22 protein-coding genes and 3 pseudogenes are annotated in these 26,464 nt (G+C 60.9%); 19 read left to right on the forward strand and 6 right to left on the reverse strand.

Features of this window, described 5'->3' with window-relative positions; translation table 11 throughout:
• Positions 1-375: 375 nt before the first annotated feature.
• The 17 genes and pseudogenes from NKJ91_RS12455 (at position 376) to NKJ91_RS12535 (ending at position 17,472) form a co-directional block, all read left to right on the forward strand.
• Complete coding sequence (locus NKJ91_RS12455; protein ID WP_352455786.1) at positions 376-3,504, forward strand: PAS domain-containing protein; 3,129 nt, start codon at positions 376-378, stop codon at positions 3,502-3,504.
• A gap of 347 nt (positions 3,505-3,851) precedes the next feature.
• Positions 3,852-6,716 carry a sensor histidine kinase gene (locus NKJ91_RS12460; protein ID WP_502903584.1) on the forward strand — a complete coding sequence of 955 codons (2,865 nt, stop codon included), beginning with the start codon at positions 3,852-3,854 and terminating at the stop codon, positions 6,714-6,716.
• Entirely contained in the window at positions 6,713-7,354 is a 642-nt protein-coding gene (locus tag NKJ91_RS12465; protein ID WP_352455787.1) for a response regulator transcription factor, read from the forward strand. Before NKJ91_RS12460 ends, NKJ91_RS12465 begins: the two co-directional genes overlap by 4 nt.
• Before the next feature lie 2 nt (positions 7,355-7,356).
• Positions 7,357-7,746 carry a response regulator gene (locus tag NKJ91_RS12470; RefSeq protein WP_023716983.1) on the forward strand — a complete coding sequence of 130 codons (390 nt, stop codon included), beginning with the start codon at positions 7,357-7,359 and terminating at the stop codon, positions 7,744-7,746.
• Positions 7,736-8,419, forward strand: coding sequence for a response regulator transcription factor (locus NKJ91_RS12475; RefSeq protein WP_352455875.1), 684 nt, complete (start codon positions 7,736-7,738; stop codon positions 8,417-8,419). Before NKJ91_RS12470 ends, NKJ91_RS12475 begins: the two co-directional genes overlap by 11 nt.
• Before the next feature lie 560 nt (positions 8,420-8,979).
• A pseudogene (locus NKJ91_RS12480) lies at positions 8,980-9,959 on the forward strand (alpha/beta fold hydrolase).
• A 50-nt stretch (positions 9,960-10,009) separates the two neighbouring features.
• Positions 10,010-10,372: a hypothetical protein gene (locus tag NKJ91_RS12485; RefSeq protein WP_352455788.1), complete on the forward strand. Its 363-nt coding sequence runs from the start codon at positions 10,010-10,012 to the stop codon at positions 10,370-10,372.
• 113 nt (positions 10,373-10,485) lie between these two features.
• Complete coding sequence (locus NKJ91_RS12490) at positions 10,486-11,235, forward strand: glucose 1-dehydrogenase (RefSeq protein WP_352455789.1); 750 nt, start codon at positions 10,486-10,488, stop codon at positions 11,233-11,235.
• 436 nt (positions 11,236-11,671) lie between these two features.
• A complete protein-coding gene (locus tag NKJ91_RS12495) occupies positions 11,672-12,463 on the forward strand; it encodes an alpha/beta fold hydrolase (protein WP_352455790.1) in 792 nt (263 codons plus the stop codon).
• Between the two features lie 67 nt (positions 12,464-12,530).
• Positions 12,531-13,289: an SDR family oxidoreductase gene (locus NKJ91_RS12500; RefSeq protein WP_023674205.1), complete on the forward strand. Its 759-nt coding sequence runs from the start codon at positions 12,531-12,533 to the stop codon at positions 13,287-13,289.
• Between the two features lie 46 nt (positions 13,290-13,335).
• Positions 13,336-13,737, forward strand: a complete 402-nt coding sequence (locus NKJ91_RS12505) for a cupin domain-containing protein (RefSeq protein ID WP_352455791.1) — start codon at positions 13,336-13,338, stop codon at positions 13,735-13,737.
• A 51-nt stretch (positions 13,738-13,788) separates the two neighbouring features.
• The gene (locus NKJ91_RS12510; protein ID WP_352455792.1) at positions 13,789-14,436 is read left to right on the forward strand and encodes an HD domain-containing protein; all 648 of its coding nucleotides are present in this window, start codon (positions 13,789-13,791) and stop codon (positions 14,434-14,436) included.
• A gap of 266 nt (positions 14,437-14,702) precedes the next feature.
• Complete coding sequence (locus NKJ91_RS12515) at positions 14,703-15,224, forward strand: carboxymuconolactone decarboxylase family protein (protein WP_023674208.1); 522 nt, start codon at positions 14,703-14,705, stop codon at positions 15,222-15,224.
• Positions 15,225-15,361: 137 nt separating this feature from the next.
• Positions 15,362-15,799, forward strand: a complete 438-nt coding sequence (locus NKJ91_RS12520; protein ID WP_352455793.1) for a CBS domain-containing protein — start codon at positions 15,362-15,364, stop codon at positions 15,797-15,799.
• A 129-nt stretch (positions 15,800-15,928) separates the two neighbouring features.
• Positions 15,929-16,663, forward strand: coding sequence for a sensor histidine kinase (locus NKJ91_RS12525; protein WP_352455794.1), 735 nt, complete (start codon positions 15,929-15,931; stop codon positions 16,661-16,663).
• Positions 16,664-16,717: 54 nt separating this feature from the next.
• Complete coding sequence (locus NKJ91_RS12530) at positions 16,718-16,999, forward strand: GNAT family N-acetyltransferase (protein WP_352455795.1); 282 nt, start codon at positions 16,718-16,720, stop codon at positions 16,997-16,999.
• Between the two features lie 41 nt (positions 17,000-17,040).
• Positions 17,041-17,472: pseudogene (locus NKJ91_RS12535) on the forward strand (DUF1810 domain-containing protein).
• Positions 17,473-17,539: 67 nt separating this feature from the next.
• Here the strand turns inward: NKJ91_RS12535 and NKJ91_RS12540 are convergent.
• The 4 genes and pseudogenes from NKJ91_RS12540 to petA all read right to left on the reverse strand — a co-directional run bounded on the left by NKJ91_RS12540 (position 17,540) and on the right by petA (position 21,621).
• Positions 17,540-18,266 (reverse strand): annotated as a pseudogene (locus tag NKJ91_RS12540) (pirin family protein).
• A gap of 26 nt (positions 18,267-18,292) precedes the next feature.
• Entirely contained in the window at positions 18,293-19,810 is a 1,518-nt protein-coding gene (locus NKJ91_RS12545; RefSeq protein WP_352455796.1) for a mechanosensitive ion channel family protein, read from the reverse strand.
• A gap of 23 nt (positions 19,811-19,833) precedes the next feature.
• Complete coding sequence (locus NKJ91_RS12550) at positions 19,834-21,129, reverse strand: cytochrome b (protein ID WP_352455797.1); 1,296 nt, start codon at positions 21,127-21,129, stop codon at positions 19,834-19,836.
• Between the two features lie 15 nt (positions 21,130-21,144).
• Positions 21,145-21,621, reverse strand: a complete 477-nt coding sequence (gene petA, locus NKJ91_RS12555) for a ubiquinol-cytochrome c reductase iron-sulfur subunit (RefSeq protein ID WP_352455798.1) — start codon at positions 21,619-21,621, stop codon at positions 21,145-21,147.
• A gap of 451 nt (positions 21,622-22,072) precedes the next feature.
• On the opposite strand from petA, the gene NKJ91_RS12560 reads away from it, so the two are divergent.
• Complete coding sequence (locus NKJ91_RS12560; RefSeq protein ID WP_352455799.1) at positions 22,073-22,657, forward strand: glutathione binding-like protein; 585 nt, start codon at positions 22,073-22,075, stop codon at positions 22,655-22,657.
• Positions 22,658-22,995: 338 nt separating this feature from the next.
• Positions 22,996-24,051, forward strand: coding sequence for an alpha/beta fold hydrolase (locus tag NKJ91_RS12565; RefSeq protein ID WP_352455800.1), 1,056 nt, complete (start codon positions 22,996-22,998; stop codon positions 24,049-24,051).
• Positions 24,052-24,128: 77 nt separating this feature from the next.
• On the opposite strand, the gene guaD is transcribed toward NKJ91_RS12565, so the two are convergent.
• Positions 24,129-25,496, reverse strand: coding sequence for a guanine deaminase (guaD, locus tag NKJ91_RS12570; RefSeq protein ID WP_352455801.1), 1,368 nt, complete (start codon positions 25,494-25,496; stop codon positions 24,129-24,131).
• 100 nt (positions 25,497-25,596) lie between these two features.
• On the reverse strand, positions 25,597-26,460 hold the full coding sequence (locus NKJ91_RS12575) for an aromatic ring-hydroxylating dioxygenase subunit alpha (RefSeq protein ID WP_352455802.1): 864 nt from the start codon (positions 26,458-26,460) through the stop codon (positions 25,597-25,599).
• Positions 26,461-26,464 lie beyond the last annotated feature (4 nt).

The following is a 26,464-nucleotide window of genomic DNA, read 5'->3' on the forward strand; positions in this document are numbered from 1 at the left end:
AGATGTATTGGTCGGGAGAGGCTTCCAGATTATCTCATGAGCCGTCTTAACCGGACGAGACAGGGATGACGAATGCAGAGGTTTTTCCGGTTTCACTCTGCAGCCGACGAAGAGGCAGCCGAGCGTCTTACCTGTCCGGCTCGTATTCCCAGTGGTAGGTGTTGATGCATCGATCCGCGTCGCTCCTCGCGCGAGGCCATCGTTAGGGCCCCAGTAGCGGCGATATCTCCGCGCAATGCATGGATTTCCATGAGATGCAGCCGAGGCATGGCGGAACTAGATTTAGGCGGTGAGTTCGCCTGTCCAGATATTGAAAACAAGTGCTATATCAAGCGCTGACCGTCCCCAGGCTTTTTTGTCCGACAGGAGAAGCCAATGACAGCAGCGTCCAACTCACTTGGCGAAATCGACCCCGAAGCAACGCTTGCGCTGCAAATCATCGAGAGCATGCCCGGCCACGCGTGGGCAGCCGATGCCGCCGGAAGATTCACCTATGTCAGCCCAAACACGCTGGCGTTCCTCGGCAACATGCATGAGGATCTCAACACTTCCGAAGACGACGATGATTTCGGCTGGCGTCGAGCCGTCCATCCCGATGATCATGATCCTGTAGCCGCCAGATGGCGGCATTGCCTCGAAACCGGCGATCCCTATGATACCGAGCATCGTCTGCGGCGCGCCGATGGCGTCTATCGCTGGTTTCGAAGCTCAGGACGACCATTTCGCGATAGCCAGGGGCGCATCGTTCAATGGTACGGCACGACAATAGACATTGAGGACCAGAAGCGGGCCGAGTCAGCATTGCGTGACCGGGAGCGGGAACTCTCGCAGTTCGTGGACATGGTCCCGAGTCACATCTGGCGGCTCGGTCCCGACGGCGAGCCGATCTTCTTCAATGGGCGCATGGTCGACTTTCTCGGCCTCGATGTAGCGGATCTGGACCGACCGGGCATGAGCCGGCTGGCGGTGATGATACAGGCCGCCGTTCATCCGGACGACGCGGCAGCATTCGGCGATGCACTGCGTGGTTGCTTCGCTACCGGTGCGAGCTTCGCGATGCGCTATCGCCTGCGCCGTGCCGATGGCGTCTATCGCTGGATGTCGAGCCGGGCGGAGCCGATGCGCGATGACGCTGGCCGCATCGTCCAGTGGTACGGCCTCTGTCACGACATAGACGATCAGATGCACGCCGAAGCGGCGTTGCGGCAGAGCGAGCAGCAACTTCAGCACATGATCGACGCCGTGCCGGTCCGCATCTGGAGCGTGATGCCGACCGGCGGGCCGGTCTACTTCAACAAGCGATACCAGGACCATTTCCGCTCCGTTATCGCGAACTTTGACGCGCTCGGCGAGCCGGGCATCGAAACGTTGCTGCACGAGGTGATTCATCCCGAAGATGCTCCCGAGGTGCAGCGCACGTTGCTGAGGTGTTTCGAAACTGGCGGCGGCTCCGCGATGCGGTTTCGCTGGCGCGAAAAAGACGGCACCTATCGCTGGGCTGAGTGCAGGGTCGAGCCGCGACGCGATGACGACGGAACGGTCGTGCAGTGGTACGGGGTTTCTCTCGACATCGACGATGAGGTGCGCGCGCAGGCGGCGTTGCGCAAAAGTGAGCGGCGCCTTCAGCAGCTGATCGACACCGTGCCCGCTTTGATCTGGAGTACGACACGGGAAGGGACGCCTTCCTACGTCAACAAACGGTTCACCGATGTAACCGGGGCCACGCTCCACGACATCACCGCCCCGGACGGCTCGCCGTCGCTGAGCGTGATCCATCCAGACGATATCGACACCGCACGGCAGGCGATCCGCCATTCATTCGCAACGGGCGTGCCTTACGTTCAGAGATATCGCCAGAGGCGGGCCGACGGCCGCTATCGCTGGACCGAGACTCGCGCCGAGCCGCTGCGCGACGAAGATGGCAGCATTCTCCAATGGTACGGCGTGAGCGTCGACATCCATGACCTGGTGACCACGCAAGCCGCGTTGCACGACCGGGAACGAGAGCTCTCGCAACTCGTCAACATGGTTCCGAGCTACCTCTGGCGGCTGTCTCCCAACGGTGAGCCGACCTTCTTCAACAAGCGCCTGATAGATTTTCTCGGCCTGGACATAGCGGACGCGGAAAAGCCGGACACGAGCCGGCTGGCGGCCTTCATTGCCACCGTCGTCCATCCCGACGATGCAGCCAGCCTGAGGGAAGCACTCGACAGCTGCTTTGCCACCGGCGAGCGATTCTTCATGAAGTATCGCCTGCGCCGTGCCGATGGCGTTTATCGTTGGATGGAGGGCCGCGCGGAGCCGCTGCGGGACCAGGGTGGACGCATCGTCCAATGGTACGGCCTTACGCACGACATCGACGATCAGCTGCGCGTCGAAGAGGCGCTGCGCGAGAGAGAACGGGCTCTCTGGCAGCTCGTTGAAACGCTGCCGGCAATGATCGATTGCGCCGCGCCGAATGGCGAACCGATATATCGCAGCCAGCAGCTCCGCGAATTCCTCGGATACAATCTTGAGGAATTGGACGAAGCGGGAAAGTCCCGGCTGGCTGGCACACTCGACGCCGGTGTTCATCCCGACGACCTGACAGGTGTCAAAGAGAGATATGCCGATTGTCTGTCCACAGGCGAGCCGTATGCGCGACGGCACCGTCTGCGGCGCTTCGATGGTGAATATCGCTGGGTCGAGACGCGCGCCGCGCCGATGCGCAACGCTGAAGGCGCCATCGTGCAGTGGAACGTTATCTGCCTCGACATCGAAAATGAGATGCGGACACAAGAGGAGCTTCGGCTGGCACAAGAGAGACTTGCGCGTGCGAGCCAGGCGGCGAGCCTTGCCGAACTCTCCGCATCCATCGCTCATGAGGTGAACCAGCCGCTGGCCGCCATCGTCGCCAACTCCAACGCATGCCACCGTTGGCTGTCCGCCGAGCCCCCGAACGTCGAGCGCGCGAAGATCACGGCCGAGCGTATCATCCGCGATGCCAACTCGGCGGCGGATGTCGTCAGCCGCATCCGTGCCTTGTTCAGACCTTCGCTTGAAATGAGAACCAGCACACCGATCCCCAGCGTCGTTGCCGAAGCACGTGACCTTATGGCCGAGGAAGCCATGCGGCGTCGCGTTCGCATGGACATCGACGTCGAAAGCAACCTTCCGCTGGTTGCGTTCGATCGCGTCCAGATTCAGCAGGTCCTGGTCAACCTCATTCGCAACGGCATGGAGGCGATGGACACCACGGCGGGCGACAAGGTTCTCGGAATACGCGTGCGCCGGATAGAGGACACGATCCAGACCGAGGTCCGCGACCGAGGCCCGGGTATCGAACGTCCTAACAAGATATTCGAGCCGTTCTTTACAACGAAAGGGAACGGAATGGGCATGGGGCTCGCGATCTCCCGTTCGATCATCGAGTCTCACGGCGGACGCCTTTGGGCGGAGAATAGCGTGCCGCGTGGGGCGACATTCATCTTCACCCTCCCGGTTGAAGCGAAAGCTGCGCAATAACTGGCGGCGCTCAGTAAGCGCTTGGTTTTTTCGGCTCTCGGTGAAGGGGCGCCGCCGCCCCGTGCAATGCATGGATTTCCATGAGGTGCGGTTGGGGCGTGGCGGGATTAGGGTGGCTACGTGAGTCCGTCAGCCCAGTCCAGCTATCAAGAGCAAGTGCTACACGAAGCGCCGACAATCTCCAGAGTTTGTTTGTCCGTCAGGGGCACCCGATGACGATAGCGCCCAACTCACTTGGCGAGACCGATTCCAGCGCAACGCGCGCGTTAACGCATGACTTGGACCGATCCGGATCGGGAAGTGGCCGATCTTTCGCGACGAATGAACCGGGCCTGATTCGCGGCAACATGATCAGCGATCTTGAAAGAGGCAGGTTGTCGCGCGCCTGGTCGCACCGTCCCCAATTCTTGCATCTGGGACTTTTTATTACGGCCTATGTCCTGGGCTGCGGCTTCGCCCAGTCGCTCGCAATCATACCTGGAACAGGGATTTCCATTTGGCCTCCGAGCGGGCTTTTCATCGCTACGCTTGTCTTCGCCTCCAGGTATAGCTGGCCGTGGTGGGTGCTGGGGGGCTGTCTGGCAGAACTGTTCAGCAACTTCTTGTGGTTCCACACTCCGCTGCCCGCGGCCTTCCTGATCTTTGCCGGCAACGCTCTTGAAGCGGTGGCCGGCGCATGGCTTGTGAACCAGACCTGCAAGCGCCCAGTTCGGCTGGAAACGTTGCGGGACGTTCTCGCATTCGTCGCACTGGCCGCTGGAGTTGCGCCAGTTGCAAGCGCGACGGTGGGAAGTGCGGCGCTTGCGTGGTTTGGCATACAATCGCAAACCTTTGCGACGGCTTGGCCGCTGTGGTGGATCGGAGACGCGACGGGAGTCCTGATCGTAGCGCCACTGGCGCTGGTCGTGTTCCAGAACTGGCGCGGCAAGGCGCAGCTCTCGGCGGCGCGGTGGATGGAAGCTTGCGTCCTGGGGCTGATCTTTCTTGGTATCGCCGCCCTTTCCTTGAGCGGCTATCTGCCCTTCGCCTACATCATCATGCCGCCTCTTCTTTGGGCCGCGGTGCGCTTTGAGTTCCGAGGCGCCGCCGTAGCATTGACCGTTCTCGCTCTGATCACGGCGGTATTCACGATATCCGGCGCCAGCCAATTTGCCGGCGATCCCGAGTCCCAGAAGCACAACCAGATCATGCTGCAGCTTTTTCTGGCCATCTCTGCATTTTCGGCGCTCGTCGTGGCCGCCATTTCCAGGCAGCATCAGGCGGCGGTGCTCACTTTGCGCCAAAGTGTGGAGACCTTGCGGGAGCGGGAGCGAGAACTCTCGTTGCTGGTCGAAATGATCCCCGCTCACATCGCCCGTATGGCGCCCAACGGCGAACCAACCTTCTTCAGCAAGCGCACGACAGACTATATCGGCCTCAACGACATCGCGGGCTGGGACAAGCCGGGCACGAGCCGCCTGGCGACCGTGGTCGCGGCAGCCGTCCATCCCGACGATGGACCCAGGATGAGAGAATGGCTCAGCCGCTCCCTCGCCACCGGCGAACCCTATCCCATAAGGTATCGCCTGCGTCGCGCTGACGGTGTCTACCGCTGGAGGGAGGGCCGCGCCGAGCCGCTGCGGAACCAGAGTGGGGCGATCGTGCAATGGTACACGGCCAGCATCGACATCGACGATGAGGTGCGCGCGCAGGAGGCATTACGCGACCGGGAGCGGGAGCTCTCGCAGCTTGTCGACATGGTTCCGAGCCACGTTTGGCGCCTGACGCCGGACGGCGAGCCGACCTTTTTCAACAAGCGAATGGTCGATTTTCTCGGCCTTGACGTAACGGATTTGGACAAACAGGGCATCGGCCGGCTGGCGGCGATGATAGCGGCCACCGTCCATCCGGACGACGCAGCAGCATTCGGCGATACGCTCAGTCACTGCCTTGCTACCGGCGAGCGCTTCTCCATGAGGTATCGCCTGCGCCGCGCCGATGGCGTCTATCACTGGATGTCGAGCCGGGCAGAGCCGATGCGCGATCACGCTGGCCTGATCGTGCAGTGGTACGGCCTCTGTCACGACATAGACGATCAGATGCAAGCCGAAGAGGCGCTGCGGCGGAGCGAATTGCAGCTTCAGCAGATGATCGACGCTGTGCCGGTCCGCATTTGGAGCGCGGTGCCGACCGGCGGGCCGGTCTACTTCAACAAGCGGTACCAGGACCATTTCCGCGCCGTCATCGCCAATTTCGAAACACTCGGAGAGCCGCGCATCGAGGCATTGCTGCAAGAACTGGTTCATCCCGAAGATGCTCCCGAGGTGCTGCGCACGTTGCTGAGCTGTTTCGAAACAGGCGGCGGTTCCGCGATGCGGTTTCGCTGGCGCGAAACAGGTGGCTATCGCTGGGCGGAGTGCAGGGTCGAGCCGCGGCGTGATGAAGACGGGGCGGTTGTGCAATGGTACGGAGTTTCCCTCGACATCGACGAAGAGGTGCGCGCGCGGGAAGCGCTGCGACAAGCCTCCGACAAACTCGCGCAAGCCACTCAGGCTGCAAGTCTCGCCGAGCTTTCCGCTTCGATCGCGCACGAGGTGAATCAGCCGCTGGCCGCGATCGTCGCCAATTCCCATGCATGCCACCGTTGGCTGGGCGCCGTCCCGCCGAACGTCGAACGCGCGAAGATTACGGCCGAGCGCATTATACGGGACGCCAATTCGGCGGCGGACGTCGTCGGCCGCATTCGCGCGCTGTTCAAGCAATCCACCGAGACGAGGACCAATGCGACGCTCAGCAGTGTCATCGCAGAGGCACGCGACCTCGTGACCGAGGAAGCGATGCGGCGGGGCGTTCGCATCAGCGTTGATGTCGGAAGCGACATTCCGCTAGTCGCGTTCGATCGCGTCCAAATCCAGCAGGTTCTGGTCAATCTCATCCGCAACGGCATGGAGGCGATGGACTCTGGTGCGGATGACGGAGTTATCAGCATTCGCGTGCGCCATATCGGGGATGTTGTCCAGACCGAAGTCAGAGATCGCGGCCGGGGCGTCGAGTTTCCCGACCGGATATTCGAACCGTTCTTTACCACGAAAGAGCAAGGGATGGGCATGGGACTGGCGATCTGCCGTTCGATCATCGAGTCGCACAGCGGGCGTTTATGGGTCGAGAAGAACGAACCACGTGGAGCGACGTTTATCTTCACGTTGCCGATTGAAGCGAAAGCGGCGTCATGACGACGGACGGCCAAATTGTCTTCATCGTAGATGACGATGAACGCATCCGGGAGGCGCTCAGTGAGCTGCTGGCCGCACATGGCATGCGTGCCGTAGCGTTCGGATCGGCGGGCGATTATATCCGCGCTGACAAGCCGGACGTCTCTGCCTGCCTCATCCTCGATATCGAGTTGCCGGATATTAACGGCCTCGATCTGCAGCGGCAGATTGCCGAGGGCGATCATCCGCCGATCGTTTTCCTAACGGGACATGGCGATATCCCGTCCTCGGTGCGTGCGATCAAGCACGGCGCCGTGGATTTCCTGACTAAGCCCTTCAGCGATGCAGACCTCATGGCCGCAATCCATGCGGCGATTGCCCAGGATCGGGTACAGCGATCGGAGCGCGCCGAGCTGGGCGTGTTGAAGCAACGTTATCTCGAGCTGACGCCGCGCGAACGTGAGGTGCTGCCGCTGGTGGTCAGCGGCTTGCTCAACAAGCAGGCCGCCGCTGAACTGGGGATCAGCGAAGTTACGCTGGAAATTCATAGAAGGAACGTCATGCAGAAGATGGTCGCGGCGTCGCTCGCCGACCTAGTGCGCATCGCCGAGCGATTGGGAATACCGATCACGCACTCGCGCAGGGCAGGGGGGAGTTGAGGGTGAGCAAGCGGAGGCCTGTCGTGGCGATTGTCGACGATGACCCAAGACTGCTCGAGTCGCTGGAGGACCTTCTGGAGTCCGCCGGCTATGTGGCCCGCAGCTTCTCGTCGGCGGGGGCGTTGCTGGTCAGCGGCCTGTCTGGATTGGACATGCTTATCACCGACATCGGGATGCCCGGCATGGACGGCTTTGAACTTCGCGACTTGGTCAAGAAGGCGCGTCCGGACCTGCCTGTGTTCCTGATCACCGGCCGCCACGAGATAGTGGATCAGCACCGCGCCAAGGGCATTGGCGGGCTTTTCCGCAAGCCGTTCGATGGCCAGGCACTGCTTGCGGCGATCGGCGACGCTTTACGCAACCCAGAAACGGAGGCTAAACATGAGAGTTGACCAATTGCCCTTACCGAGATCGGCGCCATCATCAGAGCAGCGAAGGACTGAAGCCGAGCAGCCGCTGGTCATTATTGTCGATGATGATGCCTCTGTTCGGGAGGCGCTGTCTGAATTGATCCTGTCGGCGGGTTTCCTGCCGGTGTGCTTTACCTCAACCCGTGAATTGCTTGACGCCGACGTGTTGGAGAGCCCCGGCTGCTTGATCCTCGACGTGCGCATGCCGGGGACGAGCGGTCTCGATCTGCAGCACCATCTTGCGAAAAACGGCAACCCCAAACCCATCATCTTCCTGACCGGGCATGGCGACATCCCGATGACTGTCCAGGCGATGAAGGCCGGCGCCGTGGACTTTCTCACCAAACCGGCGCGGGATCAGACGCTGCTTGACGCTGTGATCGCCGGCATTGCGGTGGATGCCAAGCGGCGGGCGGATGCCGTGATCGTCAAGCGCAACATCGAGCGCGTCGAGACGCTGACGCCGCGCGAGCGCGAGGTCCTGCGTGAAGTGGCGCGCGGACGCCTCAACAAGCAGATCGCCTTCGACCTCGGCATCAGTGAAGTGACGGTCAAGCTTCACCGCGGCAATGTCATGCGCAAGATGGAAGCCGCTTCCATCGGTGAGCTGATCCGGGCGTGGGAAACGCTGCCCGCGCCGATGCGCGAGGTCTAGAATTTGGCACAAGCCGATCCATGCCCCATCCAATAGGATCGCCCGGCGCGCCCGGCCATTTCAGGTGCTTTCTCAGCGCGCCCAGGCCTTCCTGCCTCTGGTACGCTCGTGCTGCTGCGGGTGATCCTGATGTACATCGGTGGTCCTGTTGGGTGTTTCGCGGCAAGGCCCGCGCCAAACATCGGTTACCACTGAGCGGCGCTCTTTGGCGGCGCCAGTCTGACCGACAAACTCGCAACATTTCATGCATCAGCAACTGACGCCGGCCATGCCGCGTCGGTCCCCGCGCCGCTACCCAAGCCTAAATTGACGTGTGTCTATAAGAGCTTGCCTTAGCCCGGCCCTATCTTCGGCGTGCCTGCCCTGCACTTTGGCATCGTATGACAGATGCTTCCGTAGAGTAGGTTCGCGGCCCGGATCGGTGCATCCTGTTCCTCGCAAGCCATCACGACCGTCGCGTTTCTACCGCTCCTCGCTCGCTCCTCCCCGAACGCGACCGCACAGGCCGACTCGACGGTCGTGATGGTGAGCAGGATGTTCAAAGCACATGGATGGACATGATGAACAAAGACGGACTTTTCTCCGTCGGCGGATCTCGCCGCGATGTCTTGTTGGCAGGCCTGATCTCTACGGTTGCCGCCGGACTGCCCCGCGCTGCTTCGGCAACGAGCCGAAAACGAAACCTTCCTCTTCCCCCTCAATCAAAGGAACCAAGACGATGAGCACCATCACGACCAAGGATGGCACCGAAATCTACTACAAGGATTGGGGCAAGGGTCCTGTCGTCACGTTTTCGCACGGCTGGCCGCTGAATTCCGACGCCTGGGATGGCCAGATGCTCTTTCTTGCCCATAACGGCTTTCGCGTCGTTGCGCATGACCGGCGCGGCCATGGCCGATCGAGCCAGGCCACGTCCGGCAACGACATGAACGGCTATGCGGACGATCTTGCAGCCGTGATCGAGGCGCTGGATCTCCGGGACGCCACGCTGGTCGGCCATTCCACCGGAGGAGGCGAGGTTGCTCGCTATATCGGACGGCACGGGACGAAGCGGGTGGCCAAGACTGTTCTTATCGCCGCTGTTCCGCCGATCATGGTGAAGACGCCGGCCAATCCGGAAGGTCTGCCGATCGAGGTATTCGACGGCATAAGGGCTGGCCTCGTCAAGGATCGTTCGCAGTACTACCGGGACCTCGCACCGTTGTTTTATGGCGCGAACAGGCCGGGCGCCAAGGTTTCCCAGGGGACTCTGGATCAGTTCTGGCTCTGGAGCATGCAGGCGGGTCTCGTGAACGCGTACGAAAGCGTCAAGGCGTTCTCCGAGACCGATTTTACCGAGGACCTCAAGAAGTTCGACGTACCAACCCTCGTCCTGCATGGCGAAGACGATCAGATCGTCCCCGTCAAGGACTCGGCAGTCAAGTCGGCCCGATTGATCAAAGGCGCAAAGGATATCTATTACCCCGGCGCGCCCCACGGGATCACGGCCACGCACCAAGATCAGGTCAATGCTGACCTGCTCGCCTTCATCAAAGGATAGCACGCCCTCAGTCACGACTGCATGTTCTCCGCAATTCCTTGGAGCCGCCGATGACCACCTTTGGCAATATTTCGCGCGCCCTGAACCGCATTTCGGGTGGCGCGCCAGGTCAATCCTTGTGCGCTCGCATAGCCGAGCGGTGGCCTGAATGCTGGTTCTGTCGGCTCATGTCCCGGATTGTGGAACCGAACCACTGCGCCATCGAGCTGGAGCGCTGGCAGAGGCGCGAAACATATGCTGCGCCACGGCTGCCGCTCGGGCAACTGCGCCTGTGCAGCGCGGAGGCGATCGCCGGCGTTCGACACTACGTCGCGCTGTCGGGGGTCGCCGCCGCGCGCTTGTTGTGCCTTGAAGGCCAAAGCGCTCTCCAAGTCGTCAAACTGGCTAAGCGCCGGGAGTTTATCAATCGGTAGCCGTTTGCGATTGCCGCTCATTTTGGCGGTCTCAATTCGGCGTGAAATTTTCTTGGCCAGCAGTTGCGACTATCGCAGCAGCACCGGCGCTATTTTTCGAAGGCAGGAACGACATGGGCGTACTCTCGGGCAAGATCGCGGTGGTCACCGGCGGAAACAGCGGGATCGGACTATCGGCTGCAAAAATCTTTGCGGCCGAGGGCGCGCAAGTCGTCATTACCGGCCGCCGGCGGCAGGCGGTCGAGGAAGCGGTCGCACAGATCGGGGCAGGCGCGCTGGGCATTCAGGGAAATGTGGCCGACGTGTCGCACCATGACGAGGTAGCGCAGCAGATCCGCCAGAGGTTCGGGGCGCTCGACATCTATATGGCGAACGCCGGCATAAACACCATCACGCACTCGGCCGACGTCTCCGAGGCAGAATATGATGCGCAATTTGCCGTCAATACGCGAGGCGTCTTCTTCGGCGTCCAGAAGCTGATTCCGGTCATGCGGAATGGCGGCGCAATCATCCTCACAGGTTCGCTGGCCAGCGAGAAGGTTCTGGACGGTCATGCTGTTTACGCGGGCTCGAAGGCGGCCATAAATGCCTTTGCGCGCGGTTGGGCGATCGAACTGAAGTCTCGCGGCATCCGGGTCAACGTGCTCAGCCCAGGTCCGGTGGATACGGCTATTCTCGATAAGCTAGGCGTACCGTTTGAGCAGCGCGGGCTGTTTGAAAAGGCGATGGCGGAGGCAATACCCTTGGGCCGGATGGGGCAGCCGGAAGAGCTGGCAAAAGCCGCCCTGTTCCTTGCCTCGGACGCGAGCAGTTTCGTCACGGGCATCAATCTGCGGGTCGACGGCGGGATGGCAGTGCTCTGAGCCACGACTGCGATGTCGCGCCAATAGACTGGCGAATAACGCCGGTCCGGCTGTTTGACCCATACCAAGGCATTGGGCGATGCGGGCCGAAGGCCAGGAACTATGTCGTTGACGAGAGGAGGCTTTGCCGCCGTGTTCGATCCGGCCGGCTCACCAGCGCTCAACGGATCGACCGCGCCAGGCTCTCGCCACGGCGGCAGCGGCGTCTTGCAAACACAACTCTCTGGCCGCGCGCCCTCAGTGTCTGTTCCGGCGACCGCCGCCAATGCACACCCCGCATAGATACCTCAATCATGCTGCAGGGCACCTGATCTCCCTGGTGACCTACCCTGCACCTTGGCATTGTATGACAGACCCTTCCGCACAATAGGTTGGCGGGCCGCGTCGGCGCATTCTCCTGAGCATTGGTCACCACAGGCCACACGGGAGAAAGCAAATGCGAAACATAACTCGAGTCCTGGCCCTCACCGCAGCGCTTGCCGCGTCGGGCGGCGGGATGGCGCAGGCCGCGAATTCTCAGCCCAAGCCGACGATCGTACTGGTGCACGGTGCCTTCGCGGAATCGTCGAGCTGGGATGCAGTCATCACCAAGCTCAGCAAAGACGGTTATGCAGCGATAGCCGCAGCTAATCCGCTCCGCGGCGTTGCCAGCGATGCGAAAGCAGTCTCAGCCATCGTCCGGTCGGTTTCCGGGCCGGTCGTGCTGGTGGGGCATTCCTACGGCGGGCCTGTCATCACCGAGGCCGCCAATGGCAATCCCAATGTGAAGGCATTGGTCTACGTGGCGGGTTTCGCGCCGGATACCGGCGAATCGAGCCTTACGTTGTCCAGCATGTTTCCCGGCAGCACCTTGGGGAGCGCGCTTGCTCCAGTCGCGTTGCCGGACGGCGGACAAGACCTCTTCATCGAGCCGGCCAAGTTCCGCGCCCAGTTCGCCGCCGACGTTCCGCAAGAGCAGACTTTGCTGATGGCCGCCACTCAACGCCCTGTTGCGCAGGCGGCTCTGGCTGAAGCCTCGGGCGTCGCCTCATGGAAGACGCTGCCGTCCTACATGATCTACGGCTCGGATGACCGGAACATCCCGGCAGCCGTCATGAGCTTCATGGCCAAGCGTGCGCATGCGGTAAAGACCGTCGTCATCGAGGGTGCGTCCCATGCGCTCATGGTTTCGCATCCCGACGAGGTCACGTCACTCATCGAGGATGCTGCTGCATCGGTCAGTCAGTAGCAGGCCGGAAACGCCCAGCATCCGATCGAGCAACGAAAAATAGACACGCAACACCAGGAGACCAGACATGAAGATCGTCGTCATCGGCGGAACCGGGCTGATCGGTTCAAAGACCGTGGAGAGACTGCGAAACAAAGGACACGACGTGCTTGCGGCGTCGCCGAATTCGGGCGTCAACACCGTTACGGGAGAGGGTCTGGCGGCCGCGCTTGCCGGTGCGCAGGTCGTCGTCGACCTCGCGAACTCGCCGTCGTTCGAGGAAAAAGCTGCCCTGGAGTTCTTCGAGGCATCCGGGCGTAATCTTTTTGCCGCCGAAACGGCCGCCGGCGTCCGTCATCACGTGGCGCTGTCGGTCGTCGGTACCGACCGGCTGCAGGGCATGGGCTATTTCCGCGGCAAGTTGCTTCAGGAAAAGCTGATCAGGGAGTCCGGAATTCCCTACACCATCGTTCACGCCACTCAATTCTTCGAATTCACCGCCGCCATCGCAAACACGGGCGCCGTCGGGGATACCATTCATATGTCGCCGGCCTACTTCCAACCCATGGCGGCTGATAATGTTGCCGATGCGATGGCGGACGTCGCGCTTGCCGCGCCGTTGAACGGCATGATCGAAATTGCCGGCCCGGAGCGTGTTCGCATGAGCGAACTTGTCGAGCGCTTCCTGAAGGCCACCAACGACCCGCGCAAAGTCGTCCCGGATCCCGGCGCGCTCTACTACGGCCAAGTGGCAATCGACGATCGAACGCTGGTGCCCGGCGAGAACGCGCGCATCGGCGCCGTGCGTTTCGATGATTGGCTCAGCCGATACACACCACCGAAGTAAGTAATCATCGGACAGGCCCGCCATTCGCACAACAAGGAGACCAGACATGATCAAAACACTTCTCTGCGCCGCGCTCACCTCCGCTTCCGTCACCGCAGCAATGGCCAATGACGCCGCCAACGTAAAGCTTGTCTACGACCAGGCTCTTCCAAACGTGCCCGGCAAGAGCATGAAAGCCGTGCTCGTCGAGTACGCGCCTGGGGGTACGTCGCCGGCTCATACCCATCCCAAATCCGCGTTCATCTATGCCACGGTCCTGGAGGGGGCGATCCGAAGCCAGGTCAACGACGGGCCGGTGAAGACTTATCGCGCCGGCGAGAGTTTCTCGGAATTCCCTGGCGACCGTCATGCCGTCAGCGAAAACGCCAGCAAGACGGAAGGCGCTCGTCTGCTTGCTATTTTCGTCGTCGACACCAGCGAGACGGAACTGACGACGAACGCGAAATGAAATCGTAGCCCCCGGGACCATCGGGGCGTACGCGAAGGGACGGTCAGTGACATGAATTCGATCGCCATCCGCACGCTTGCGGGGATTTTGGTCCCCGATACTCCGCTTGTTGGCCGAGCGATCGAACATGCCCGCCAGCGATGTGAACCCTACCTGTTCAACCACGTGGTCCGATCCTGGCTTTTCGCGGCCCGGATCGGACAGATTCAGAATATCCAGCACGACGCGGAGGTTGTTGCCGTTGCAACCCTGTTGCATGACGTCACGCTCAATGAGGACTTCGCCGGGCCGCGCCGTTTCGAAGTGGAAGGCGCCGATCTTGCCCGCACCTTCGTTCGGGAAGGCGGCTTCGACGAGCGGCGCGCCCAATTGATCTGGGACAGCGTCGCCCTCAACTCGACGCCGTCAATCGGCCTCTACAAGGAGGCTGAGGTGGCGCTTTGCACAGCCGGCATCTGTCTCGATGTCGTCGGCTTGCAATACAGCCTCATTTCGTCAGCCGAGATTGCAAAGATCATCGGTGAGTTTCCACGCCTCCAAATGAAGCGACGGATGACGCGATGCTTTTGCCATATCGCCGAGGTCAGGCCGGAAACCACCTACGACAACTTTGCCCGGGACTTCGGCGAGCGCTTTGTTTCAGGCTACAAGGCGACTTCGGCAGTTGATCTTGTGATGAACGCTCCCTTCGAAGAGTGAACGCAGTTTCGATCCAGGTTCTATCGACACCGGTCGGTTCAGCCTCGCCCTTAAGGTGACCCAAACGCCGCGCGCCCGTCGCATGCCTGCGCCAAAGCGAATTGCCGAGGGCAGCGGTCAGGTGCCAATTTCCACCTGCTATACTTCGGTTTAGGCGCCCCAACCCAATCGAGTGGCAATACATATCATCGGCACGATAGCAACAGTTCGTCTCACCGGTCATCCTTACGCTGCAATGGATTGCAAACACCTCAAGGAGATAAGTAATGAATATTGCAGCGTCACCGGTCGCTCCGAAGGGAAAAGCCGTCGCCCAACGCGCGAGTTATGCCGAGCAGTCGCCGGAACTTCTGAAGAAATTTATTGAATTTCTTGGTGCGACGCGAGAGGGGTCGATCGAAGAGCCAATCCGCGACCTTGTTGCAGTCCGAGCCGCGCAGCTGAACGGGTGCACCTTCTGCCTCGATATGCACGTCAAACAGGCGAAGATCCATGGCGAGCGCGAACTGCGCCTTTACCACCTGGCAGCCTGGCGGGATTCGACCTTGTTCGTTCCTCGCGAGCGCGCAGCCTTGGCATGGACGGAAGTCTTGACCAAGCTGCCCGAGCAGGGCGTCCCCGACGAGATCTACGATCGGGTCAGGTCGCAGCTTTCCGAGAAGGAAATCTCCGATCTGACCTTCGTTGTCATGGCGGTCAACTCTTGGAACCGTCTGAATATCGGCTTCAAACCCGTCCCGGGCTCGGGCGATGCGAAGTTTGGCCTGAGCAAAGCAGCACTGAGCTAATCTTTGGAATGGGTCAGAATGGCGCTTGTTTGTGCGCCATTCTGACCGGCCGGGCGAAGGCGCCGAGCTCGGCGACCAACACTGGAACCGATCTCAGCCTCCCGGCCGCGGCCGCGAGGCGCTCTCAGGAGGGCGTCATGCGAATTGACAGTCTGCATCCAGTAATATCGGCCCGTCTCATGGTGGTCGATGTCGACGCTCCACTCCGCAGTGCGGCACTCTCACTTTCCAGGCCCGCAATAGGCCTGGTCGTGGTGTGCCACGGCAGTGGGGAGGCGGCAGGCGTGCTGAGCAAGTCCGACCTTGTCCGCCATCTGGCCAATTCAGGGCCAACAGAAGCGCCGATTGCGGCATTGATGAGCCGGTCCATCGTGTCCTGTGGTCCCGATGATGATCTTCATTCAGTCTGGCAGACCATGGCCGCGCAAGGCCTGCAGAATGTGCCGGTGCTCGGGGCTGACTCGAAACCGCTAGGCGTCCTCGATATCCGTGATGCGATGAAGGCGCTTTTCAAACAAGAGGAACTGCAGGAACGGCTGCTTGCCAACTACATCAGCGGAATCGGTTATCAATAGAGCTTGGTCTATCGTTTGGATATACAGAAGTATGTATCGGAGCCTTCTTAGATATAATGGAAAATAAATGCCGTGAATTATAGCGTATTGAAGCAAATGGGTGTCGGCTGAGCCAAGCGGGGGCATGAAATGTTTCGTCCGGACATAAAAGAAGATGTCTTCGACAGCCCGCCCGATGGTTCTGGAAGTAGTATGTCCGTGCAAATGTCGACGGCCGGCATCGTCCATGACCTGGGCAATCTCATTCAGGTCGCGTCGTCGGCGTTGAACCACCTGGCCCGCGATCCGAGCATCCAAGCGGCTCCGGCGCTTGGGCCTGTAATTGCCGGCGCCAAAACGGCTTTGGAACGGGCTGGGGACCTTGTCCGGCAAACCATCAGCCTGGCCCGAGAGAGCCACGCGGAAATCGAATGCACAAACGTAGGTGCTTGCCTGGCTGAGATCGAAACCCTCGTGCGGAGCGCCTTGGATGCCAATTTCGGTCTTGAGCTTCGGGTTGGATCCGACCTGCCTTTGGTGAGATGCGACCGCTTTGGATTGCAAAATGCGGTTCTGAATCTTCTGTTCAACGCGCGCGATGCAATGCCTGACGGCGGTTTCATCTCGATCGATGCCGGCTTGGCCTCTGAAAGCTCTACCGCCGGTCAGGTAGATATCCGTGTCGCGGACAACGGTATCGGGATGACCTGCGAGACAATGGTCTGCGCCTTCGATCCGTTCTTCACCACCAAAAGCGAAGGCCTCGGCGGCGTCGGTTTGCCGATGGTGAAGCGCTTTGTCGAGCAGTCAGGCGGAAGCATCGACCTTCAGAGCACGCTCGGGGCAGGCACGACCGTCACCCTGCGATTGCCGGCGATGCGATAGCGGTCGGCCAATCTCCCTCCGGTGACAGACGTGACATACAATCGAGAGATAGAGATGGATGCACAACTCGTTGAAAACGTCCAACAGCGCCGTTTCGAGCTGCCGATCGCCGGCGATATGTTTGCGGCGGCCTACTATCGGCTCGAGGGCGGGAAGGTCGCGCTGATACACACCGAAGTCCCGTCGGAATTTTCCGGACAAGGGATCGCGTCGCGATTGGCCCAAGGGACCTTCGAACTGCTCCGCAAAACCGGCCGTAAAGCGATCTTGAAATGTCCCTTCATGAGCCGCTTTTTCGCCAAGCACCCGGACTATGCAGATGTCGTCGACGGCTAGTCAGGGCACCAATGTTGAGGGTTTCCCAAGGATCTATCCAAATGCCTGACGAGTATGATTTGCAGAGGTTCGTCAGCGCACAGGATCCGGTCTACGACGACGCGCTGGCCATTCTACGTCGAGGGATGATGTGCAGTCCCTATATGGAGTTCATCTTCCCAAGGTTGGCCACAAGGTGAAGTGGTGCAGCGCCTGAGCCATATGCAATCACATCGCTCGACGAAGCCAGCGCCTATCTGTCATTTCCGATCCTCGGAGGCCGTTATCGGGAATGCGTTGGCACCCTGCAACGGCTCTCCGGCCTAAGCGCTCGCGCTGTCTTCGGTGACGTTGATGCGAAGAGGTTGCACGCGTCCCTGACGCTGTTTTCCGAAGCAAGCAACGACGAGTTCCTGCTCGAGACAATCTTCGACGTCTGGTTCGACGGTTTGCTCGATGAGGAAACGATGAACGATCTCTACTTGATGTCGTAGTGGTCTGCCTGCGCCACCCGGCGTAAAGCTGTCGCGGCGCTGAGGTCACCATCCGCTGCCTTATCCCTCACACGCTGCCATCTGGCAGAGGCATGAGCTCGTGCTCTCCCGGCACGCCGGGGAAGCGGCGTTCGCGCCAATCCGCCTTTGCCTGCTCGATCCGTTGGGCTGAAGAGGAGACGAAGTTCCAATAGATATGACGTGGCTCGGCCAGGGGCTCACCTCCTATCAGCATCAGTCTCGCCGCATGGAAGGCAGGCGCCTGGAGCACAATCTCAGCGCCGGGCGCCAGAGCTACTAATTCGGCCTCATGAAACGTACCGAGCTGGCCGGCAATTCCAACCTCACCGGCGACGATGTAGATCGCACGCTCACGGTGTTCGGGTTTCACCTGGTAGCGCGCACCGCTCGTGAGCACAATTTCGGCATAGACCATGTCGGAGAACGTCCGGTGGCGTGCGCTCGGAATGGACGACGCCCGACCCGGCCGTCATCCAGTTGACCTCGCCAGGACGGATGGTCTGCACTTTACCCAAATTGTCGCGATGGACGATCTCGTCATCGATCAGGTAGGTCACGGCCGCAATGCCGATATGCGGATGTGGTCCCATATCGAAACCGTGACCTGCGTCGAACATAGTGGGGCCGAAATGGTCGAACACGATGAAGGGCCGGATCATCAGGCGATTCGAGGACGGCAATACGCGCCTTATCTTCAGTCCGTCCGCAAAATCACGGATAGCCGGCTGGATGAGTGTATCGATGCCTGTGATATCGCTTTGGCGGATGGTCATGGATCTCTGTCCTTCTGCATGCCTTATCAGCCAGGTGCCCGAACGCGCTTGAACGGAGCGGCGCGAAAGACTGTCTGAATGGCTTTGAGGAGCGCGAATTTGGAGCCCGCGTGGTGCTGTCCGGCGATGCCGCTTTCATTAAGAGCCGACACCCTCATCGACAGGATCGCGGCAAGATCTTCGGCCATTTCGGGCCTGTCGTGCAGCAGCGGCGCAAAGTTTTCCTGGTCTATCTCGTAAACCGTGATGGGGGTCATTGCCCGCAAACTTGACATCTCGCCAATGCCGGCGAGCAAGCCGGTCTCGCCGAAGAAATCGCCAGGTGCAAGCCGGCCGATCTCCTGCAGTTGATCATCGCCCTCGCCAATTTGCCGGACGATGACTCCCGTCCGTACGATCATGAGCGACGGCAGCATCTCTCCCTGTCGTGCGATGATTTCGCCCTTATGGTAGGGGCGAACCGAGGCCGCTTTGGCGAGCGACTCCTGCTCGGTATCCGTTAGCGCCGAGAATACCGGTATGGAATTGATGAGTTCGATCGGGGTGAAGCCTTGGGAGGCCGCCATCTCGTGGCCCGGCCGGTTGGTCATGGCAATCGAGCCCGAAAATGGCTCCGCCAGCAGCATGCCGGTCGACTTTGAATGGCGATAAATGAGATCGAAGATTTCGTTCCGAGCGGCACTTCGCTGGTCGATACTTGCGACGCGAAAAAACAACTCGATCTCGATAGCTGCGGCATCCAGGCTTCTGATGGTGACCGAAGGCGAAGGCTCCTGGAGGATTGAATTGCAGCTCAGCAAGACAGTGCGCATGAGCTCTACGATGATCGCCGGCGTCTTCGTTGGCGCCACCTTGACGGTTACGGCAAGTCCATGGCTCTCGTCCGGACCGCTTAGATTTGTTACCCCGATCTTGGCGAGAAGGCTGTTTGGCAGCGCCACGACATTGTGTGTCGGGGTCAGAAGTTGGGTCGACCGCCAATTGGTCTCGACAACGCGGCCTTCGGTTCCGTCGCCCAGAATGATCCAGTTTCCAAGCACGTAAGGGCGGCCGAGGTTAAGCGCGATCGCCGAAAATACGTCACCAAGCGTATTCTGGAGCGCCAGTCCCAGGATGACGGCAAAGACGCCCGACGTGGCAATGAGCGTTCCGACCGGCACTGCAAAGACAAACGCCAGGATCGACAGGAACATTCCAGCGTAGACGACACCGACCACGACGTCCTGCAGGAGACGTGCCTCGCGCGGCTTTCGCTCGAAGACGAGATAGATACGGACAAATCCGATTAGCGCCCAGGCAAGGTGAACCCACCAGAGCAGCTTGACCGAGCCGATGAGGATCGCTCCTCCGGTTGTCTCGTTGTCCCCTGCGGTCTCGTATGGCACGACGCGCAGGTCGAGAACCATGGCCGACATCGCGAGGAAAAAGCCGAGTTGGACGACCAGCTTCGCATTGGCGAAGCGTCTGGGGATGAGGGACCAAACGACGATCCCGGCGAGGCCGAGCAACACGATGTAGACCAGAGGAGAGTTCCACCAGCTCATGAACGATCACCGCGATGCCAAGTTCAATGTTTGGTCTCCGGCCCGGCGATCGGGCCTCTGCCGCTGGCCTTGTCTTTTTCGAGAACTGCTTCGGTGATCGAATTCGGCAGCCGTCGCGGCTTTTCGATCAGCCCGAGCACCGGCATGGCGATGATGAAGAACGCAAAATAGTAAAGCGTCGCCAGTTGGGACATGACGACGTATGCGCCTTCCGCCGGCCGGGAGCCGAGCCAACCGAGAAAGAGAGCATTGGCAACGAACAGCCAGAAGAGCACCCTGTACCAGGGCCGATAGACCGCCGAGCGCACCTTCGAGGTGTCGAGCCACGGCACCAGGAACAGCACCGCGATCGAGCCGAACATCGCGAGCACGCCGCCGAGCTTGGAATCGATGGGCCCGATATTGAAGGTGATGGCCCGCAGGATCGCGTAAAACGGCAGGAAGTACCATTCCGGGACGATGTGGGCCGGCGTCTTCAGCGGATTGGCGATGCTGCTATTGTCGGGATGGCCGAGGTAGTTCGGCAGGTAGAAAACGAAATAGGCGAAGAAGAACAGGAACACGAGGATGCCGAAGGCATCTTTGACGGTGGCATAGGGCGTGAAGTCCACGACATCAGTTTTCGATTTGACCTCGATGCCGGTCGGATTGTTCTGGCCGACGACGTGAAGCGCCCATATGTGCAAGGTCACCACGCCCGCAAGCACAAATGGCAGCAGGTAATGCAGCGCAAAGAAGCGGTTCAGCGTCGGATTGTCGACCGCGAAGCCGCCGAGCAAAAGCTGCTGGAGCCAGTCGCCGACCAGCGGGATGGCGGTGAAGAAGCCGGTGATGACGGTGGCGCCCCAGAAGCTCATCTGGCCCCAGGGCAGCACGTAACCCATGAAGGCCGTCGCCATCATCAGCAGGAGATTGGTGCAACCGAGCACCCACAGCAGTTCACGCGGCGCCTTGTACGAACCATAGTAGAGCCCGCGGCAGATGTGGATGTAGACGGCAATGAAGAAGAACGACGCGCCGTTGGAATGGAGATAGCGCAGCAGCCAGCCCGAATTCACGTCGCGCATGATCTCCTCGACTGAATTGAAGGCCAGCCCCGTATCAGGAGCGTAATGCATCGCCAGCACGATGCCGGTCAGGATCTGTGAAACCAGCATGATCGTGAGAATGCCGCCGAACGTATAGGCATAGTTCAGGTTGCGCGGCACCGGATAGACAATGAAGCTGTCGTGCACCAGCCGCGGCAGCGGCAGGCGGGCATCGAACCAACGTTCGATTCTGGTTTTGGGCGTATAGGTCGAGTGTTTGTCGCCGCTCATCGAAATGCCCTTGCCTCAGCCGATACGGATCTTGGTGTCGGAAACGAATTGAAACACCGGCACCGCCATGTTCTCGGGCGCCGGTCCCTTCCGGATGCGGCCGGCGGTGTCGTATTGCGAACCATGGCAGGGGCAGAACCAGCCGCCGAAATCGCCTTCCTGGCCGAGCGGGATGCAGCCGAGATGGGTGCAGACCTGGATCATCACCACCCAGGCTTCCTTGCCCGGCGTGGTCCGGTTGGCGTCGGTTGCCGGCGCATCGGCCGGCAGGTTGGCGTTGCGGGCAATTGGATCCTTGAGCTCGGCGAGACTGACCGCCTCGGCGTCCTTCCTCTCTTTTTCGGTGCGGTTGCGTACAACCACCGGCTTGCCGTGCCAGTCGACGATCAGCGACGTTCCCGGCGTCAACGAGGAGACGTCGACCTCGATCGCGGCGGGCGCCTCGACGCGCAATGTGTGCTCGGCTGTGGAGGTTTCGGAAAGGTCGGCCATGATGGCGACTCCTATTGTCGGAAGCTGCGTCATCGCGTTGGGTGGCAATCGAGCAAAAGCAGACCACGGCTTTCGCGTTTCCAGTCTGCTCATGCCGCGCGGAATATGCCGGCCGTGGCCGGATGTGAGCCATCGTGCCAACGGCACGTGCGTCCAATACTTTCGTTTAGGATTTCCTGAGCGAAGGACTGGCTGGCCTGGCGATGCCATCATGGAAGGTTCTGGATTCCTCCAGATAACCGTTGGCCACTGAGCTGGCATACGCCCCGGCATTGCGCACGGCGATCCCGAACTTCAGCCGACCATACCTCGGCATAGGCACGCCTGGCTGTCGGTGTCGTAGTCGTCGTCCCCGCCAAGTGCGAGTTCTTGGAGCGGTTGTCTCGCGTGGCCGGTTTTCCGCCCGGCGACGACCAGCGCGATTCAATCGGGTTCAGAAAAGGGAAAAGCGGTGAAACTCTACTACAGCCCTCTCGCCTGCAGCCTGGCGGACCACATCGCTCTGGAAGAGGCCGGTGTTTCCTTCGAGCGCGAAAGTGTGAACCTCAAGACCAAACGGACAGGCTCCGGGGATGATTTCACTACCGTCACGCGCAAGGGCTACGTTCCAGCCCTCGTGCTGGATAGCGGCGAAACGCTGACGGAAAATATCGCCGTCCTCGACTGGATTGCGTCGCAATACCCGCCACTGGGAGTGGCGGGGCCGTTGGGCCGTACCCGCCTTCTCGAAGCGCTGACCTACGTCTCAACTGAAATACACCGAAGCTTCAAGCCGATGTGGCACCAAAGCAGCGATGCCGAAAAGGCCAAGGCGAGCGCGACGATTACGAGCCAACTCGAGTTCTTCGCTGACGGGCTCGAGACCGACTATCTGTTCGGCGACAAACCCAGCGTCGCGGATTTTTATCTTTTCGTGATGCTGCTTTGGGCGGCGCGCTTCCACGTCCCTGTTCCCGCGCCCTTGCAAGCCCTTCGCGCCCGAATGGCTGCCCGGCCGGCCGTGCGCATCGCAATGGATCGTGAGGGCCTCGTCTGAAGCTGAGGGCGACTTCGAGCATAAGATCAGATGCAACATATCCTCTCGCCCCAACAGAAGATCAGGAGTCATTCTCATGCTGCCGTTCCTGCGGATGCTACATCCAGCCGCTTCCAACCGCGGGGATGGCCTACGTCTCGAATTTCTCCGGAGGGAAATCGAGGAAACGCTGGACCTTACCGACATTCAGTCAGAGCTCGCCCCACTGCCTCCTGGCCGATTGGTTACAATCCTGGATTCGCCGCAGTCACCGTCGAAATAAGCGCAATGTTTCTTGTTGGCCGATGCGGCGGCCGGTCTAGTTGTTCCCGCTTGTTGGTCATCATAGAGGCTTCATCATGAATGCGAGTAAGGCTCCCGAGACGGTCGATTATCGCCGCCGGCGCATTGTCGGTGCGACAGCAATGACGTTCGCCGCCACCGAACTCGGCTTGAGCGCGCCGGCAGCCACTTGGATGGTCGAGGCGAGGGCGTCCGCGACGCAAGCCAGGCCGGAATCATTCGGCTCGCTCAGACAGGTCAATGCCGGAAAACTGAGCGTCGGATATGCGGAGCTGGGGCCTGCCGAAGGTGCTCCAGTGATCCTGCTTCATGGCTGGCCCTATGACATTCACACCTACACCGACGCCGCTCCTCTGCTTGCCGCAAAGGGGTACCGCGTGATTGTGCCCTACCTGCGCGGCTACGGCACCACACGATTCTTGTCGGACGAGACGATGCGCAATGGCCAGCAGTCGGCGCTCGCCGCGGATACGATCGCCCTGATGGATGCGCTGGGGATCGAAAAGGCCACGATCGCCGGCTGCGACTGGGGCGCCCGAACGGCCAATGTCGTTGCCGCGCTCTGGCCTGAGCGTTGCAAGGCGATCGTCTCGGTGAGCGGCTATCTCATCGGAAATCAGCAGGTCGGCATGGTGCCGCTGGCACCGGAGGCGGAGCTTCAATGGTGGTATCAGTATTACTTCGCCACGGATCGCGGCCGCGCCGGCTACGAGAAATACACGCGCGATTTCGCCAAACTCATCTGGCAACTCGCTTCGCCGCAGTGGAATTTCGACGATGACATCTTCCAGCGCAGCGCCGCAGCACTGGACAACCCGGATCACGTCAGCATCGTCATTCACAATTACCGCTGGAGGCTCGGCCTGGCACAGGGCGAGCCGGAATATGACGTTCTGGAAAACCGGCTGGCCGAAGCTCCCGTGATCACAGTGCCGACCTTTACCCTTGAGGGTGATGCCAATGGCGCACCCCATCCCGACAGCAGTTCCTACGCCAAGAAATTCTCGGGCAGATACACGCACCGGATCATCACCGGCGGTATCGGCCACAACTTGCCTCAAGAAGCCCCGCAAGCCTTTGCCCAGGCTGTCATCGACGTCGGCGAATACTGATCAAAATCCATGACGTGCCCCGACCGTAAGGAATAACACGGGAAGATTCCTGGTTCTCGGCACAGCCTCCCGTCCGCTTAGGCGAGAACAGCTCTCCCGCCGACCCAGACCGACGCGATGTTGGCCCTGGAAGCGGAGTAGACGATCTTCTGAAGGATGCCGTCGCCGTCGTCGAGTTCGTCCCACAGGTGAATTGTGCCTCTGGGCGCGGCGGTGTCGACCAGGATCGCATCGAAATGGTAGCCAGGCGAGAATCGCCCCACAGGCAAGCCGAGTGCCGCGCCACCGCCTGCCGTCGCCAGGTGGAAGGACTCGCGAAAGTCGACGCGTGCTGTTCCGGCCGTGCCGCGCGTCTCGGCCGCTAGCGCCGGGTCGGTGCCGGTTTCCAGCATGCGCGACGACATGACCGTCGCGCGCATCGCATCGAACATCGAGGCGCTCGGTCCCCCGGAAATGTCGGTGCCGAGCCCGACCTTGACACCCTTCTCGAGGGCCGCCCTCAATGGGAACACGGCGCCTGCGAAGTAGGCGTTGGAGACGGCGCAGTGCGCCACGGCCGCCTTGCGCACGCGGATCGTCTCCATGTCGGCAAGCGTAATGAAATTGGCGTGCGCGAGCACGCTGCCGGCGCGCAGCAGGCCAAAGCGATCAAGGCTAGACGTGTCGCTGATCCCGTGGCGCTGCAGCACGTAGCCATGCGCCCAGTCGCTCTCCGAGCAATGCGTCTGCACATGGCAGCCGCATTCCTGCGCAAGCGTGCCGAGCCCTTCGAGGGCGGCGTCGGTACAGGAGGGGATGAAGCGCGGCGTAATGACCGGCTTTACCCGTCCCGTGGCATTGTCCGGATGCCCATGCACGTAGTCGATCAGAGCGCGCGTGCCATCGATGGCCTCGTCCGCCGAGGTATCGCGATAATAGGTCGGGCACTCGTCGGGATTGTCCATCGCCACTTTGCCGACCAGCGCACGTTGCCCGCGTTCGAGGCAAATGTCGACGAGCAGCCTTGTCGCGTCCTGGTGGATGGTTGCGAAGTAGAGCGCTGTGGTCGTGCCGTTAGCGATCAGGTCGTCGACCAGCAGGCCGTAGCTGCGCCGCGCGAAGGCGAGATCGGCGTAGCGCGCCTCCAGGGGAAACGTGTGTTTGTGGAGCCAGGCCTCGAGCGGCACGTCCAGCGCCCGGCCGAGCTGCGGATATTGCGGCGCGTGCACGTGAAGATCGACGAAGCCGGGCAGCAGATAACTCTGCGCCGGCAAGGTCGCCAGCGAACCGGTCCGGCGCGCGGCCTCCAGCGCCTCGTCATAGCCGGCATCATGCGGATGCAGCACCGAGGCGATGATGCCTGATTGATCGATTGCGATCAGGGCATGGAGCAACTCTTCCACGAGCCCGCGCTCCGGAGCGTGAAAGCCGCTGGCCAGAAGCGTCTTGCCGCTCAGGTCGCTCACCTGTCCTCCGCCGAAGAACAGCTACGCACTGCCGTCGCGAAGCGCCAGAGCGCGATTGCCCGTCCGTCGATGCCGATGACAATATCGGAAGGGCTGCCGCTCATGCGGCTTGCGCCGTCGTGCCGTAGGTGATGCCCTTCTCCTTCAGCCAGCGGCGATAGGCGATCGACGAGCCGTCGGCCCGCGTCGGGATTTCCGCGCGCGGCTCGAGCGGCAAAAGAAGTGGCCGTTGGTTCTCCAGGATGATGCGGTCCTGCAGGAAGATGAGCTGCTGGAACTGCACAAGTTCGGTCGTGGTCGATACGTCGTCGATCAGGAACATGACGGGGTGCGCGCGGCAGCGGTCCGGATCGAGGGGCTGCACGAACAGACAGATCACGTCCCACCGGGTAGCCGCGTTGGGGCAGGTCTTGTAGAGCATCACCGCGAAAGGATTGGCGACCCGGTACATGTATTGGGTCATGATGCCGCCGGTCGCCGAGAGTGCTGCCTGCGGCTGGAAGAATTCGCAGTTGGTCGCCCACACCTCATCCACGTCGCGGCGGATTTCGGTTGTGTAATGCCGCACTTCCGTGTGCGGCTCGGCGCCCAATATGTCGGTATGGACGAAGGGGAAATGCGCCATGTCGAGGAAATTCTCGACGATGCGCAGGCCGGACGCCTTTACCGCGATCGCTCCGCAAACGACAGGCCGGCGATCGTCCTCATAGGCCTCCGGGATCGACAGCACATCGCCGGCCGGCATCCCGAGCGTGATCCATAGATAGCCGTAGCGTTCCTTGGCCGGGACTTGGCTGCCGTCGCCGGCACGCGACACATTGACCGCGCCTGCCGTATCGCGGGCTACCAACAGATCGATGCCCAGAAGCCGGTTCGGCATCGTGCCGACCGGAATCTCGTTCAGCGCGTCAATGCAATACCATTGGTCGAGGGCCGCCTGCTCCGCAGCTCGCTTAATGGTCATTGTT

The sequence above is a fragment of the Mesorhizobium sp. M0040 genome, assembly GCF_040323505.1.
Taxonomy (GTDB): domain Bacteria; phylum Pseudomonadota; class Alphaproteobacteria; order Rhizobiales; family Rhizobiaceae; genus Mesorhizobium.